The 14,530-nt window shown below is 59.6% G+C and carries 14 protein-coding genes; 7 read left to right on the top strand and 7 right to left on the bottom strand.

The window, feature by feature from the left end; translation table 11 throughout:
* Window positions 1-91: 91 nt before the first annotated feature.
* From cysE to ACVWY8_RS12355, 3 genes are all read right to left on the bottom strand, one after another.
* Window positions 92-883 (bottom strand): serine O-acetyltransferase, encoded by a 792-nt coding sequence (cysE, locus tag ACVWY8_RS12365; protein WP_414343630.1) that lies wholly within the window; start codon window positions 881-883, stop codon window positions 92-94.
* A gap of 136 nt (window positions 884-1,019) precedes the next feature.
* Entirely contained in the window at window positions 1,020-2,513 is a 1,494-nt protein-coding gene (locus tag ACVWY8_RS12360) for a glycosyltransferase family protein (RefSeq protein ID WP_414383373.1), read from the bottom strand.
* Between the two features lie 180 nt (window positions 2,514-2,693).
* On the bottom strand, window positions 2,694-3,596 hold the full coding sequence (locus ACVWY8_RS12355; RefSeq protein WP_457395192.1) for a 4-hydroxybenzoate solanesyltransferase: 903 nt from the start codon (window positions 3,594-3,596) through the stop codon (window positions 2,694-2,696).
* Window positions 3,597-3,970: 374 nt separating this feature from the next.
* On the opposite strand from ACVWY8_RS12355, the gene ACVWY8_RS12350 reads away from it, so the two are divergent.
* The gene (locus tag ACVWY8_RS12350) at window positions 3,971-4,714 is read left to right on the top strand and encodes a response regulator (protein WP_414406609.1); all 744 of its coding nucleotides are present in this window, start codon (window positions 3,971-3,973) and stop codon (window positions 4,712-4,714) included.
* Here the strand turns inward: ACVWY8_RS12350 and ACVWY8_RS12345 are convergent.
* The 3 genes from ACVWY8_RS12345 to ACVWY8_RS12335 form a co-directional block, all read right to left on the bottom strand.
* On the bottom strand, window positions 4,711-6,069 hold the full coding sequence (locus tag ACVWY8_RS12345; RefSeq protein ID WP_457395195.1) for a CCA tRNA nucleotidyltransferase: 1,359 nt from the start codon (window positions 6,067-6,069) through the stop codon (window positions 4,711-4,713). The genes ACVWY8_RS12350 and ACVWY8_RS12345 overlap by 4 nt on opposite strands.
* A gap of 244 nt (window positions 6,070-6,313) precedes the next feature.
* On the bottom strand, window positions 6,314-7,348 hold the full coding sequence (gene hemH, locus ACVWY8_RS12340; RefSeq protein ID WP_457395197.1) for a ferrochelatase: 1,035 nt from the start codon (window positions 7,346-7,348) through the stop codon (window positions 6,314-6,316).
* A 285-nt stretch (window positions 7,349-7,633) separates the two neighbouring features.
* On the bottom strand, window positions 7,634-8,101 hold the full coding sequence (locus ACVWY8_RS12335; RefSeq protein WP_457395199.1) for a hypothetical protein: 468 nt from the start codon (window positions 8,099-8,101) through the stop codon (window positions 7,634-7,636).
* On the opposite strand from ACVWY8_RS12335, the gene ACVWY8_RS12330 reads away from it, so the two are divergent.
* The 6 genes from ACVWY8_RS12330 to ACVWY8_RS12305 all read left to right on the top strand — a co-directional run bounded on the left by ACVWY8_RS12330 (window position 8,100) and on the right by ACVWY8_RS12305 (window position 13,021).
* The gene (locus tag ACVWY8_RS12330) at window positions 8,100-8,333 is read left to right on the top strand and encodes a hypothetical protein (RefSeq protein ID WP_457395201.1); all 234 of its coding nucleotides are present in this window, start codon (window positions 8,100-8,102) and stop codon (window positions 8,331-8,333) included. The two genes, ACVWY8_RS12335 and ACVWY8_RS12330, sit on opposite strands and share 2 nt — an antisense overlap.
* Window positions 8,334-8,406: 73 nt before the next feature.
* On the top strand, window positions 8,407-8,898 hold the full coding sequence (locus tag ACVWY8_RS12325) for a Tic20 family protein (protein ID WP_457395204.1): 492 nt from the start codon (window positions 8,407-8,409) through the stop codon (window positions 8,896-8,898).
* A gap of 92 nt (window positions 8,899-8,990) precedes the next feature.
* Window positions 8,991-9,542 carry a cyclic pyranopterin monophosphate synthase MoaC gene (moaC, locus tag ACVWY8_RS12320; RefSeq protein ID WP_457395207.1) on the top strand — a complete coding sequence of 184 codons (552 nt, stop codon included), beginning with the start codon at window positions 8,991-8,993 and terminating at the stop codon, window positions 9,540-9,542.
* Window positions 9,536-11,446 carry a hypothetical protein gene (locus ACVWY8_RS12315; RefSeq protein WP_457395209.1) on the top strand — a complete coding sequence of 637 codons (1,911 nt, stop codon included), beginning with the start codon at window positions 9,536-9,538 and terminating at the stop codon, window positions 11,444-11,446. The genes moaC and ACVWY8_RS12315 overlap by 7 nt, the downstream gene beginning before the upstream one ends.
* A complete protein-coding gene (locus ACVWY8_RS12310; protein ID WP_457383986.1) occupies window positions 11,440-12,444 on the top strand; it encodes an alpha-E domain-containing protein in 1,005 nt (334 codons plus the stop codon). Before ACVWY8_RS12315 ends, ACVWY8_RS12310 begins: the two co-directional genes overlap by 7 nt.
* A gap of 16 nt (window positions 12,445-12,460) precedes the next feature.
* Window positions 12,461-13,021: a gamma carbonic anhydrase family protein gene (locus tag ACVWY8_RS12305; protein ID WP_457395211.1), complete on the top strand. Its 561-nt coding sequence runs from the start codon at window positions 12,461-12,463 to the stop codon at window positions 13,019-13,021.
* A 21-nt stretch (window positions 13,022-13,042) separates the two neighbouring features.
* On the opposite strand, the gene ACVWY8_RS12300 is transcribed toward ACVWY8_RS12305, so the two are convergent.
* Window positions 13,043-14,500, bottom strand: coding sequence for a circularly permuted type 2 ATP-grasp protein (locus ACVWY8_RS12300; protein ID WP_457395214.1), 1,458 nt, complete (start codon window positions 14,498-14,500; stop codon window positions 13,043-13,045).
* Between the last annotated feature and the right edge of the window lie 30 nt (window positions 14,501-14,530).

Here is a 14,530-nt window from a genome sequence, read left to right as displayed (position 1 = left end):
GTAAACCAGCCTGGAGGTTCGTGGTTGGCTTGCCAACTGCAGGGCTACCAAAAGCCCGCCCTGTACTGCGAAGCAGTCAGGGTCGGGTAGTTTACGAATATTCTGCTTCGCCTCTCACCTGATCCTGCCGGACCTGTTCCCGCTCCCGGTTAAGGCGGGCCACCTGGGCTTCCAGATCTTGGATACGGTGCAGCAACTGTTCGATAGCCCGTCCCACTGGGTCAGGCATGAGATGGTGATCCAGGTCAATGCCATGGGCGGGGATGCGGCGCTGATGGGGCGGGATGACCGCACGGCCTGGGATCCCAACCACCGTCATGCCGGGAGCCACATCCTGAATCACGACCGCGTTGGCTCCGATACGAGCTTTTTCCCCAATGCGAACCGGCCCCAGAATCTTGGCCCCCGTGCCAACAATCACCCCGTTTTCCAGGGTGGGATGACGTTTGCCCTTGCTCCAGGAAGTACCCCCCAAGGTGACCCCGTGGTAGAGGGTAACATCATCACCAATTTCTGCCGTCTCACCGATCACCACCCCACAGCCGTGGTCAATGAAAAAGCGCCGCCCAATCTTGGCTGCCGGGTGGATTTCAATCAATGTGAAAGAACGAGCCAAGAAGCTGAGCAGCCGCGCTAGGAAAAACCAGCGCCGTTTCCACAGCCAGTGGGCGATGCGGTGCAAAAACAGAGCATGCACACCGGGATAAGTGAAGATGACCTCCCAGCGATTGCGTGCTGCCGGATCCCGATCGAAGACACAATCAACATCCTCCCAAAATTGCTGCCAGAACCCCAGTTTTGGCTCCGGCTTGCCAGCAGGGAGAGAATTGCCCTCCCCCGTTTTGGGGCTTTCCACCGCCGACTGCTCGGCCTCCGTCAGCATGAATGGTCTCCGTTTAGGAACCTCCACTCCCCTTTTAGCACTTTTTGCCGGCAGCAAGGAGAGATCTCCAATCGCGCCAAGGGAGCTCCTCGCGCAACTCTCCACTGGGTCGAGCTCAAGCAAATTGCCTTCTGCCCTAGCCTTTACTCAACTGCTGAGCCACCAGTTCTCCAATGGCTTGCGCGGCTCCCGGCCTTCCCCCCAGCCGCTGCAGTTCTGTCTGCATTTGCTGACGGCGCTGGGGATCTTCCAACAGAACTCGCATTTGTGCGGCCACGGCCACCGGGCGCAAGTGGCCCCGCAACTCCGGTACCACCTCTCGCCCTGCCCAGATGTTCGGCCAAGCCAAGTGACCTAGCCAACGCAGAGCAATTCTGTTGACGGCGCGGGCCAGCCAAGTGCCCAAGCCTGGAAGGCGGGTCAACAGGCCAAGAATCCCATCCCAGGCGCGCATTGCCTCCAGCTTGTTGGTAGGGATCACCACAACCATCGGCACCCCCAAATAGGCCAGCTCGGCGGTGTTGGCGCCAATGGTGGTCAGACAGAGATCACAGTTGGCCAGCACAGAATAGGCAGGGAAGCTTGTCCACAATTGCACCGTGCTGCCAAAGGGGGTAACAAACTGGGATCCCAGATTGGTCTGCTCCAGAATGGCTGAGGTGCCATAGATCAAAGCCATATCGGGATTGAGCTTGGGATGGGCATAGGCTGCCAACGACTGGGGGGTTTGTCCTGGGGCCACCGGGATCACAAAGCGGACATTCGGCAGCATCTGTCGCAGCTCATCGGCCACAGCCAACACCAATGGCACCCCCAAGGAGAGCTTGGCTGGCTTGGAGCCTGGGAGCAGCCCCACCTGATAGTGGGTGCGGTTCTCATCGCTCAGACGCTGCCAGCCGCGCGGTAGCAATTCTTCATCGGTGAAGCGGTTCCCCACTCTCTCTGGCGCAGTTCTTACAGGCTCCCCCTCGCCGATGGAGCTGGGAGATGCATCTTGGAGCAGGCCAAAGGCTTGGGTTGGGGAAGAAAAGCCTGCCGTGGGTTTGGAGGCAGCGGCAGGAGATCTGCTGCCAAGCCAGCCGGAAAGGGGCACCCCCGGCAAATAGACAGCGCTGGCTACGCCATCCGCCATCAAATCCCCGACAACGTGCATTTTGTGGGCCCAAGGGTGGCCCAGCAGCCGTCCGCCATCGTAGCGGCGTTTGATTGCCTCGGTTCGCACGGCGAAAGCATGTACCCAAGGCCGCCAACGGGGTTGATGCTCAGCATAGACCACCAGCCGATAGCGCAAGCGGCGAGCAATCCAGACGGCAAAAAACTGATCCCCCCCCAGAAACAGCACCACCCCTCGCTTGGCCCAATTCCAGGCTTCTTCGGTTTGGCCAGTAAGCAAAAAAGCCAGAAAAAAATCGGGATCCTGCACCCGATCCACGTCGACGAACGCTTGCGCTATCTTCATCTCTTGCCCGGAAGCATGGGGGCAGGGGGACAGCACCAGGGAGAGACGTGCCTGAGGCAGTTGCTGGCGCAATTCCATCACCACCGGACGCACCCAGGTGGTCAGCTCTCCAGGGCCGTTTGAGAGAATAAGAATGTCATAGGGAGGCTCACCGCTGCTCAGTGGGGCCATCGGAGGCTGGGATCCTGCAATTAATCGTCTCATTCTACCGTTTGCCCATGGCCCTGGGCCGATTCCTGCCAGTCCGGAGATTTGTCGGGATCCCTTCCCAAAGAGGCAGCCCCAGCGTCGGCTGAGGGGCAAGGCGTTCTTCAGAGAGGCATCTGGCCATGCGAGAGGCCAAGGGATCCTTTAGGCCAGCAGGGACCCGCCGATCATCCCCGCCAGCAGAATAAACCCTTGCACCACATTTTGGCCGAAGATGGCCAGGTACAAGGTGGGAGAGGCATTCCTTTGGTGGAGCTGCCAGGTTTGCCGGCCCCAGAGGACGCTGGCGATGGCCCAACTGACAAAATAAACTCCATGCAACCGTAGGCTGATCCCCACCCCCAACAGCGCGATGGCAGTGCCCAAAAAAAATAGCCCCACCGCCGTCGGCGTCCGCTGCCCGAAAAAACGGGCGCTGGAATGGATCCCGGCCCGCTCATCGTCCTCCCGATCCGCAAGAGCATAGACGGTATCAAATCCCAGTGTCCACAACACCGTGGCCAGCCACAGCCAGCCCAGCCCCTCTTCCCACAGGGGTGTGTTGGCATCTTGGCCGCTCACCGCCGTCCAACTGATGAGCACGGCAAATCCCCACGCCAGAGCCAGCACCAACTGCGGCACCGGAAACACCCGCTTGGCCCCTGGATAGAGCAGAATTACCGGCACCGCCGCCACACAGAGGGCAAAGCTAACCGGGTTGAGAAACAGCGCCAGCCCTGCCGCACAGGCCAAACTCACCACCGCCATCAGGATCCCGACGCCAACGGTCAACTCCCGGCTGGCCAACGGGCGATGGCGGGTGCGCTCCACCAGCGGATCCAAATCTCGATCCCAAAGATCGTTGATGACACAGCCCGCTCCGCTGGCGGCCAAACTGCCCAGAATCAGGATCCCGACCAACGGCCAAGGGGGCGTTCCCCGTCCGGCCAAAAAAGCTCCCCACAGCGCCGGGATCATCAAAATCAGTCGCCCTGCCGGCTTGTGCCAGCGCAACAGCCGCAGAATGGCTCCGCCAGTGGCCCAGAGTGCAGAAGGGGAAGCAGACATAACCGGTTTCCGGCCAATCGCGACAGCGGGACGGAGTCCTTAAAGCGTGAGTTGCCGTTCGCGGGAGGGGTGCAGAGCACCATGAGGCGTGGGTAGGGGCGGCTCCACATTAGAGATCTTAAATCAATCATCCTGAATTGCAGGTTTTTGGAATCCTTTCGGTTCCATTCGCCGTCTCAAGGCCCTGTGCAAGTCAGTCCGCCCCTGTTCTCTTTATTGGCCTGCCCTGGAAGTTTGATATCCTATCGGGGGGCTGCTGTTGACGGTGGCGGCACTTGCCCTTCTCACCCTGTGAGGCAGTGATTGCTACGTGACGCTTCCGCGTTCGTGACGGCGGTGCGGAGCACTTGCGTGCAGGCGCAACGGAGTTCTGTATGGAAGCAACCCTCTCCATGACCGGTCCACTTCCTCAAGCCAAGGAAGCTGCTCCCCATCTGGAGACCCTGCTGGTGGTGGATGACGAGGATGCCATTCGGGAAACGGTTGCCCTGGCTTTAGAAGAGCAGGGGTATCAGGTTTTACAAGCCGCTGATGGTCGGCAAGCCCTTGAGGTGGTACATACGGCTGAGCGGCTGGATTTGATGATCTTGGATTTGATGTTGCCCAGCTTGAACGGTCTGGATCTGTGCAGGCTGCTGCGCAGGGAGGGCAACACGATTCCCATCCTGATGTTGACGGCCAAAAGTAGCGAAACCGACCGGGTGGTGGGCTTGGAACTGGGGGCCGACGATTATCTGACCAAGCCCTTCGGCATGCGGGAGCTGATCGCCCGCTGTCGCTCGGTGTTGCGCCGGCAACAACTGGCCCAAGCCAGCGATGCCACGGTGCTCCGTTACGGGGATCTGTGTATGTTTACCCAGGAGTGCCGCGTGTTGGTGCGGGGCGTCGAGGTGAGTTTTTCCCCCAAGGAATTTCGCCTGTTGGAGCTGTTTATGTCCAATCCCCGCCGCGTTTGGACGCGGGAACAGCTTCTGGAGCGCATCTGGGGATCCGACTTCATGGGCGACAGCAAGACCGTCGATGTGCATATCCGCTGGCTGCGGGAAAAATTGGAGCTGGATCCCAGCAACCCAGAGTATTTGGTGACGGTGCGCGGCTTCGGCTATCGCTTCGGCTAGTCTTTTTGCTGGCCACGCCACCGGCGGGCAAAAGAGAGCGCCTCGGCACGAGTTTGAATCTGCCCCCAAGCCTGCGCCTCCTGGAGGTCTTGCAGCAACTGGCCTACCCAGGGGCCGGGTTTAGCCCCCAAGCTGTGCAGCAGATCGCGGCCATCCAGCAGGGGCACCAGATGGGCCAGGGGATCCTGGGGGTCTTCGTAGCGTTTGAGCCAAGACTCCAGCTTTTGAGGGTCGCCGCCCGTAGCCACCGCCAACAGCGCCAGGCCACCGAACAGGGATCCCGCCTGTTGATAAAGCCGCCACTGTTGCGCAGGGGTGGGGGAGTCCGTCAGGAGAAGCTGAAGCTGAGGCAGAAGATGGTGTAGCTTTTGGATGGCCCGCATTTCCGCTCGGCTGAAGCGCAGCCGCTCCAGCTCGGTTTCCACCCTTTCTGCCGTTCGCGTCAGCAAGACAGAGTCCTCAGTTCCCGCTGGATCCCACAACAAGGCTGCCAGCACCACTGCCAACAGCCTGCCGCGCCCTTCGCGTGAGGATGTCAAGGGCTGGGCCAGCTCTGCCAGCGTGCGGGGATAGAGCGGTTGCCAGCGCCCGGCCCACTCCCACACGGCCTGAGCTTGAGGGAAGCCCGGACTTTCCGGCTTCAGGTGGGGCAGCCAAGCCTGCAGCAACCCCGCCGCCACCGCCGCCTGTAGGTGAGCCAGCCCTGGGATCCCTGCCTCCAACAGGGCCACTATCTCTGCCCGCACCCGTTCTGCCGCCACATTCGCCAAAAGGGGGGCCCGCTCCCGGATTGCCTCTTGCGTAGCCGGATCCAGCACAAACCCCAGTTGAGCCGCCTGTCGATAACCCCGCAACAGCCGCACCGGATCGGCGCTGAGGTTGTCGGGGTGTACCATGCGCATCCGGCTCTGGCGAATATCGGCTTGTCCGCCTGTGGGATCCAGCAGTTGCTCCCTTTGCAGATCCAAGGCCAGGGCATTGCAGGTGAAGTCCCGCTGCCTCAGATCCTCCTCAGGGGTCGATCCCGCCTGCAGCCCCACGTCCACGGTCAACTTTGCCAACACAATGCGGGCAATCTGCCGTTCGGGATCCAACACCACAAAGCCCGCCCCCAAACGCCGTGCCACTGCCGCTGCCCAGCCCACGGGATCCACAGCGCACATCAGGTCCAAATCCACCGACGCTGAGGACTCCATCCCACCGTCGCGAGCGGGATCCCCAGCAGCACAGCTCCGCAGCCAAGCCAGGTAAGCATCCCGCAGGGATCCCCCTACCCAATAGCTTTCCTGCGGCAGCCACTCTTGGGGGAAAGGCAGCCATTGGTAGAAATAGGTCAGCAGCCACTTCGTCAGCAAGGCTTTCCTCGGGCCTAGGGTCATTCCTAATCAAGACTTCCTATTCGCGTCAGCGGTGCGGAGCAACGAGAGGAGTGAGAAGTGAGGATTGAGAAGTGAGAGGTGAGAAGTGAGGATACGCTCTCTTTGCTCTCTGCTCTTTGCTCTCTGCTCTTTTCTCTCTTGAGGGGGGATTGCTTATGGATGTGCAGGCAGCGCCCTCGTCTGGTCGCGTCAGCGTTCATAAAATGCCCGGAGTTTTTCCCTACCGCTCCAGCAGCGAGCCGCCCACAGCAGCAGGGACAAAGGCAGGAGCTGCCAAGCCCGGAGTGAGCAGATGAGTCCGCACCAGCGCCGCCAAGCCAGCAATGAACAGAGGGTCGGTATTTAAGGCGGGCACACGGCGAAAATCGGCAATCCCAGCTCGATGGGCCAGTTCCCGATACTCGATGTCAATCTCCTGCAGGGTCTCGATGTGCTCCGACACAAAGCTAATCGGCACCACCAGCAACTGCTTCACACCTCGGGATCCCAACTCCAGGATGACCCGTTCGGTATAGGGCTGCAGCCACCGCACCGAACCCACCCGGCTTTGATAGGAGAGGGTGTGGTCATTGGGGCGTCCCACCTGCTTCCAGATCAGCCGCACGCAGGCTTCCATTTCCTGTTGGTAGGGATCCCCGGCCTCGGTGACATAGCTTTCGGGAATGCCGTGGGCGCTGAACAGCACATGCACCCCTTCGGGCTCGGCAAATCCATCCAACTGTTCCCGAATTGCTCTGGCCATCGCCTGCACGTACTGAGGCTGATCGTACCAGGAGCAGATCTGGCAGCGCTCGATGCATGCCAGCTCCGGATCCTCAGCCCAGAGCCGATCCAGCAGCTTAAAGCTGGATCCCGTCGTGCTGATGGAATACTGCGGGTAGAGCGGCAGCACCACCAAGCGGGTGATCCCATCCGACTTGATCTGCTGCACCACCGACTCGATCAACGGATGCCAGTAGCGCATGGCAACATACACCGGCACGTCATAGCCCTCAGCCACCAGGTGGGCCTGCAGTTCTCGCGCTTGCTCGGCAGTGATGCGCCGCAAGGGGGATCCCCCCCCAATGGCCGCGTAGTTGCGGCGGGATTTTTCGGCCCGCAGTGTGGAGATGGCCCAGGCAAAGGCCCGCTGCAAGAAGGGAAATGGCAGGCGGATCAGCTCAGGATCGGCGAACAGATTGTAAAGAAAGGGCTGCACATCAGCCTGGGTCTCTGGCCCCCCCAAGTTCAGCAGGAGCACGCCGCTTTTGGACATAACAAAGCTCATTCGCGTTGGCGGTGCGGAGCACCATGTTCTTCTTTATCCACTGTAGGGGCTCTTATCCCCCAGCGGGAAAGTGACCTTAAGTTTTTTTGCAGTCTTTCTCAGCTTTCCCCTCACCCCAGGAGAAACCACCCGATCGCAATCTCACCCAAACCCACAAGTCCGATCTGGGGACTCCGTCCCGCTGTCGCGAACAAAATCCAAAAGGGGATCCCCGCCCACTGCAGGGATCCCCAGCCTTAAAACTCCACTGTCGTGCAGAGCAGCAGAGCGGTGTTAAAACTCTCGACCTCGGTAAACCCGCTGCAGGGCCGGAGTGACGGGGTAGCGATCAATATCGGCCAGGCTCAACTTCAAGCGCAGCGTATTGAGGAGTTTCCAGTAGGGGGGCACAAAAGCCTTTTCAGGGATGGGTTGGGCGGTAGGAGAAGGATCCCCAGAGCGGGCAACCGTCTCCACAGGGCAGCCGCGGTAGCGGAGCGGACGGGATCCGAGGTAAGCCGAGCGCAGCTCTCGGCTGGGATCCACCGTCAAGCCGCGAAACTGGATCGCCCCCGGACGAGAGGCTTCCCGATAGCGCAGATAGCCAGCCCACACCTGAGTAATCCACTCCGGCAAAGCTTCAGGCCGAATGTGATAGCGCTCCGGCAACAAACGGTCGTTGAGAAAACCAATGAGCCCAGACCAAACTTGCCAGAGGAAAGCTCCGACAACGCCAGCAGCGGGAGACAATGAAATCTTCATGGTGGAAGCTGAAAAATGTAAAGAACCCAAAAAACCGGTATGCAGCCAGGATTTGCCGTTGATTATACCAGCCCAGATGCATCGGAACGCTCACCCTGAACCTTTTGGCCTCGAGTTTTTCTGCTCACTGGAAAGCAGAAGCCGGCTTGCGGCCAAGCGCGTTGAGCCACCCAAATCCATCGACTACAATAAGCCCAAGGCTTGGGTGTTGCTTTCTCTTTCCGACCTGTAGCTTGCGGGGATCCCAGAAGCGCACCGACAAGCCAGCTCCAGTAACCATTGCACCTAATAGGGATCGACGGATTATGACCTGGCGCGGCGACATCACTCCCATCAATCGGCTGTGGGGATCCCTTCCCTACCTTTTGCCTTTGGTATCGGCTCTGCCCTTGGGCTTTTTGCCCTCTGGGCTGTTTCAATCTCTGCCAGGGCTGATCCCCATTTTTGCGCCTCTGTTTCGTCTGGTGCCCCTGGCCACGGGCTGGCTGGGAATGGGGGTGTTTTTGGCTCTGCTGTTCCTGGTGATCCGCAACACCCGCGTAGCCCATTTTGTTCGCTTCAACACCATCCAGGCGCTCTTGCTCAGCATTGCCTTGTTCTTGGTGCAGGTGCTGATGCAGGTGTTCGGCATGCTCTTTGGCAGCCTTGGTCTGGCGGCGATGGTCAGCATTTTGGCCACCACGGCTCTCTTGGGGGTGATTGCCATCACCGTCTACGCCTGGGTGCAAAACATTCGCGGCCACTACGCCGAGGTGCCGGTGCTCTCTGATGCCGCCTATGCCTGGATTCGCTACTAGTTGTCAAGTCCCTGCGGGTCTGGTTGCCGATTTGCCGACCTCATCGGAGCCTAAGCCAACTCTTCAGCTCTCAAGGATTGTGGGAGGCCGGGGTGCCATCGGATTCGAGTTCTAGTCGCGCCAGCAGGACAGAGTCCTTTGTTGGGCAAGCCCTCACCCACCTGGACGCCTCTGGCCGAGCACAAATGGTGGAAGTGGGACACAAGCCCATGGTTGCCCGTTTGGCCACTGCCCAAGGGCAGGTACGCATGTCAGAAACGACTTTGCAGGCTATTCTGGCCGGTCAAGGGCCCAAAGGGAATGTGGTGGAAACGGCCCGCCTGGCCGGGATCATGGCTGCCAAGCGCACCGCCGATCTGATCCCGCTGTGTCATCCTCTCCCCTTGAGCAGCGTCACCGTGGATCTGGATCCGGATCCCCATCTGCCCGGCTTTCTGATCACCGCTACAGTGAAAACCAACGCCCAAACAGGGGTGGAGATGGAGGCTTTGACAGCAGTTTCGGTGGCTGCCCTCACCCTATACGACATGGCCAAGGCCTTGGAGAAGACGATGGTGATCGAACACATCCGGCTGCTGCGCAAGTATGGGGGGAAGTCTGGGCCTTTCGAGGCAGAGGATCGGGATAACGCCGAGAAATGCTGAAAGCTTTGCAACAACCAGAGAGGGGTGTTGGGCTAGGGTTGTTGGTGGGCATTGGGGTGCTGCTCTGGCCCATGCTGCGCCAGGGCTATCCCATGACTCACTCCACTCACTTCAACCTCAGTTGGGCCTTTCAGTATCAACGACAGTTTTTCGGCGGGCAGTTTTACCCCCGCTGGCTGGAGTATTCCAACTTCGGCTACGGCAATCCTACCTTTGCCTTTTACCCCCCTCTGTGCATGGTGGCCCCTCTGCCGTTTCGCCTGCTGGGGCTGGACATGCCCGGATCCCTGGTGGCCAGCATGGGCTTGGCGATGGCGGTCTTCGGGACAGGGCTGTATGCCCTTCTCCGGCAACTCATCCCCTGGGCTTGGGCTCTGGTTTTGGCTCTGGCGGGTATGGCCGGCCCCTATTGGCTGGTGGATATCTATCAACGGGGGGCAATTGGGGAAGTGTGGGCCATTGCTGTCTCTCCCTGGATTTTCTGGGCCTCAGTCCAGGTGATCTGCCGGCCCCAGTCCCTTTGGCCGATTGTGGCCTTAGCCATTAGCTACGGCCTGTTGGCCCTATCTCACTTGCCCACTTTGCTGGTCTTTACGCTAACTTGGCTGCCTCTGCCTTGGGTGCTGGGCTGCTGGGATCCCCTCTGGCCCAGGGTGGGGCGCTGCTACTTGGGGTTTGGGCTGGGGCTGGGGTGGACGGCGTTTTATCTGCTGCCAGCCTTTTGGGATCAGCGCCTCATCCAGGTGGAGTTGGTGAATTTTGTCGAAGAGTACATGCCCCAACATCGCCTGATGCTGAGTGGGCTGACCCGGCTCCAGCCACAACTGACGCAGCACTGGTTTGAGAGCGGCCTGGTGGGGTACTGGATCTGGATGGTGGCCGTTGTCTTGGGTGCTGGGATCCTGGTTTTCTGGGAATGGCTGGCCCGCAGGACAAGGGGGATGACCCCGATCCATTCCGTTCGCGCTAACGAGACGGAGTCCTTTGATGCCTTGGGATCCCATGCTCCCCTGGCCAAAGCCATCCTGCTCTACAGCTTGGGGGCCAGCTTGGTGGCCCTGCTGATGATGACGGATTTGCTGGGTTGGCTCTACGAGTGGATTTTGCCCCTGCGACGCATTCAGTTTTCTTGGCGCTGGATGGCGGTGACGGCGGTAACCGTGCCCTGGCTGTTGGGATCCCTGGCCACCTGGGGGTGGGGACAAAAGGGCTTGAGGATCCTCTTGATTGTGGGGATAGGTCTGGCCATGGGGATACAAAGCTGGCAGGGCTGGCAGGTCTTGTCCAGAGCCTGGTTTGACCCCCAGACCATCCAAACTTTTCAAGAGCTGTCTGCCGCCAAGCCATTTCCCAACGAGCCCCAGGAGCGACCGGGCATCGCTTTTCTTCACTGGCACTGGATCTTTCCCGATGGGCTGGCGCTGGTGGATGTGCCGGAGTACCGACCTCGCCAAGCAACCCTGCCCATGCCGCCCCCAGAGGTGGATCCGCTGCTGCGGTGGCAAGGCGACATGGTGAACTTTGGACGAGAACAAAGCGATCTGGAGCCACTGTTGGAAGTGGAGCAGTGGCGCTATGGCTACCGTCGTTTTCGGGCCGTTAACCCCACTGATCAGGATCAATGGGTAGTCCTGCGCACGTTTTACTACCCTGCTTGGCGGGTACAGGTGGATGGTCGCCTCACATCTGCTGAGCACAGCGGAGTGGGGCTGTTGCAGGTGCGGATCCCACCGGGGGATCATCGCGTGGAGGTGCGCTATCTGGGTACTGCAGCCGAGTGGATGGGGTGGATCCTGACTGGCCTAACGGGGGTGCTGCTGGTGAAGGTGCGGCGGCTGCTTCGTTTGTTGAATTTGAACGGAGCGCGGAGACAAGAAACTCCAGAGGAGGTAACAGCATGCTGAGTCGCGTGGCCGATTCCATCTACTGGCTCAACCGCTACGTGGAGCGCGCCGAGAACATCGCCCGCTTCATCGATGTCAATCTCAACCTCATCCTAGACTTGCCCAGCGGTCCCGCCCAGCAGTGGGATCCCATTGTCTACACCACTGGGGATCAGGAGCTGTTTTACCAACGCTATGGCCAGGCAACCCAAGAAACAGTCATCCAGTTCCTGGCTTTTGATAGGGATTACCCCAACTCCATCCTTTCCTGTTTGCGGCTGGCGCGGGAAAATGCCCGCTCTGTGCGGGAGGTCATTTCTTCAGAAATGTGGGAGCGGGTCAACCGCTTTTATTTGATGGTCAAAGAAGCGGCTCAGCAAGGCCCCCACCTGAGTCAGCTCCATGATTTTTTCACGGAAGTGAAGCTGGCCAGTCACCTATTCGCCGGGGTGATGGATGCCACCATGACCCACGGGGAAGGTTGGCATTTTGGCCAGATTGGCCGTCTTTTGGAGCGGGCGGACAAAACGGCGCGCATTTTGGATGTTAAGTATTTTATTTTGCTGCCCTCTCTGCAGTATGTGGGTACGGCTTTGGATGAGTTGCAGTGGATTGCTTTGCTGAAGTCGGCCAGTGCTTATGAAATGTACCGGAAATACAGCCGCCAGCACCGCATCAATCCCAGAGAGGTGGCCTCTTTCCTGATTTTGGATCGGCAATTTCCCCGCTCCATTCAGTTTTGTCTTATTCACGCGGATCGATCCCTGCACCAAATCACCGGCACCCCAGCCGATACCTGGCGGGATCCCAGCGAGCGAGCTTTGGGCCGCCTGCGTTCTGAGCTGGACTACCTAACCATCGACGACATTATGGAGCAGGGCTTACATGAGTTTCTCGACAAATTGCAGCTACAAATGAACCACGTTGGCGATTGCATCTACGAAACTTTCTTTGCCATTCGCCCCTTGCAACCGTCTGAATCCCCTCTACTCTCTCAACGTCAAGCCCAACTGACATGAACGGCCTCGACTCTAAATGCAACGAGAAAAACAGGACACCTGGCCAATTGGGCTGGATCGGCAGCCGACGGGAGTAGATGAGGCAGCCTTTATTGCCGCCAATGCCACACTGATCGGCGATGTCCAACTTGCGGAAGCGGTGAGCATCTGGTACGGGGCCATCTTGCGGGGGGATCTCTCGCCCATTGTGATTGGCCGCCGCAGCAATATCCAAGATGGAGCCATTCTGCACGGGGATCCCGGACAGCCGACCCTGATTGGCGAGGAAGTGACCGTAGGCCATCGAGCGGTCATCCACAGTGCCCACATCGAGGGGGGATGTCTGATCGGGATTGGGGCCGTTCTCTTGAGCGGGGTCACCATCGGGGCGGGCAGCATGGTGGGAGCTGGAGCGGTGGTCACCCGGTCTGTGCCACCTCGCTCTTTGGCGGCGGGGATCCCGGCTAAGGTTATCCGCACCCTCACCGAGGAAGAGGTCGAGCAACTGCGCCTTCACGCCCAGCACTACGTGGATTTGGCGCTTCAGCATGCCAGCCGCTTTGGCCGGTGGAGCAGAGGTTCGGGCGAGCGACTTTGAGCCTATTTTGCCAGCCGTCTCTCAACAGCCGGGATCCACACAGAGCACCCAGGTATCTTTGCTGCCGCCCCCCTGGGAGGAGTTCACCACCAGGGATCCCTTCTTGAGGGCGACGCGGGTCAGCCCCCCTGGGTGAACGTAGATCTCTTTGCCGTAGAGGATATAGGGCCGCAAGTCCACATGACAGGGTTCTAGACGGGGGCCTTCTCCCCGATCCACCAAGGTGGGCACGCGAGAAAGGCACAGGGTGGGTTGGGCGATGTAGTTGCGCGGTTGGGCGCGGATTTTCTCGGCAAAAGCAGCCCGCTCTTCCGGTGTGGCCTGGGATCCCATCAACATGCCGTAGCCACCCGACTCGTTGGCTGCCTTCACCACCAGCTTGTCCAGGTTTTCCAGTACGTACGCCTGATCCTTAGGATCCCAGCAGAGGTAGGTGGGCACGTTGGGCAAAATGGCTTCCTCTCCCAGATAGTAGCGGATCATCTGGGGCACATAGGCGTAGATCACCTTGTCGTCCGCCACCCCCGTTCCCAAAGCGTTGGCGATCGCCAGCCGCCCCGACCGGTAGACCTCAAACAGGCCGGGTACCCCCAAGAGGGAATCAGGGCGAAAAGCAAGGGGATCGATGAAGTCATCGTCGATGCGGCGGTAGATCACATCCACCCGCTGCAGCCCTTTGGTGGTGCGCATTTGCAAATAGCCATCGGCCACCACCAGATCCCGCCCTTCCACCAGTTCCACCCCCATCTGCTGGGCGAGGAAAGAATGCTCGAAGTAGGCGGAGTTGTAGATGCCGGGGGTGAGCACCACCACCGTTGGATTGGCCAGTTGCGGCACCAGGTTAAGCAGAGTATCCAACAAATGGCTAGGGTAGTCGTCCACCGGGCGGATCCCCATGGTGTTGAACAGGGAGGGAAAGGTGCTTTTCATCACCCGCCGATTTTCCAGCACATAAGAGATTCCCGACGGACAGCGCAGGTTATCTTCCAACACGTACCAAGTCCCGTCCCGATCCCGCACCAAGTCGGTGCCGGTGACGTGGCACCAAATTCTCCCCGGCGGGTTGAGCCCCACACAGGGCCGCAGAAATCCCTTGGCCGTCTCGATCAGCTCGGCAGGGATCACCCCATCCTTGAGGATTTTCTGGTCGTGATAGACATCGTCGATGAACAGGTTGAGGGCGTGGATGCGCTGCTTGAGACCCTTCTCCAGCCGCTGCCACTCGGAAGCTGAGACGATACGGGGAATAATGTCAAAGGGGAAAATTCGCTCTGTGCCCTGGCTATCGCCATAGACGTTGAAGGTCACCCCCATTTGAAAGAGGGCCGCCTGCGCCGCCGCTTGCCGCTGCTGCAGTTCCCCTTCTTCCAGAGAATGAATGCGCTCAATCAGCGGGATCGCCTCAGGACGGGGCTGGTTACGCCCCAAAAACAGCTCGTCGTAAAACCCCTCGCCCGGGTCGTAGGCATCAAAACGCACGTCTGGGATCCCTGGAACGCTATCATCTTC

This window comes from Thermostichus sp. OS-CIW-32 (assembly GCF_054060415.1).
Note: the sequence above shows the minus strand (reverse complement) of the source record. Positions and strands in the feature narration are given on the sequence as shown.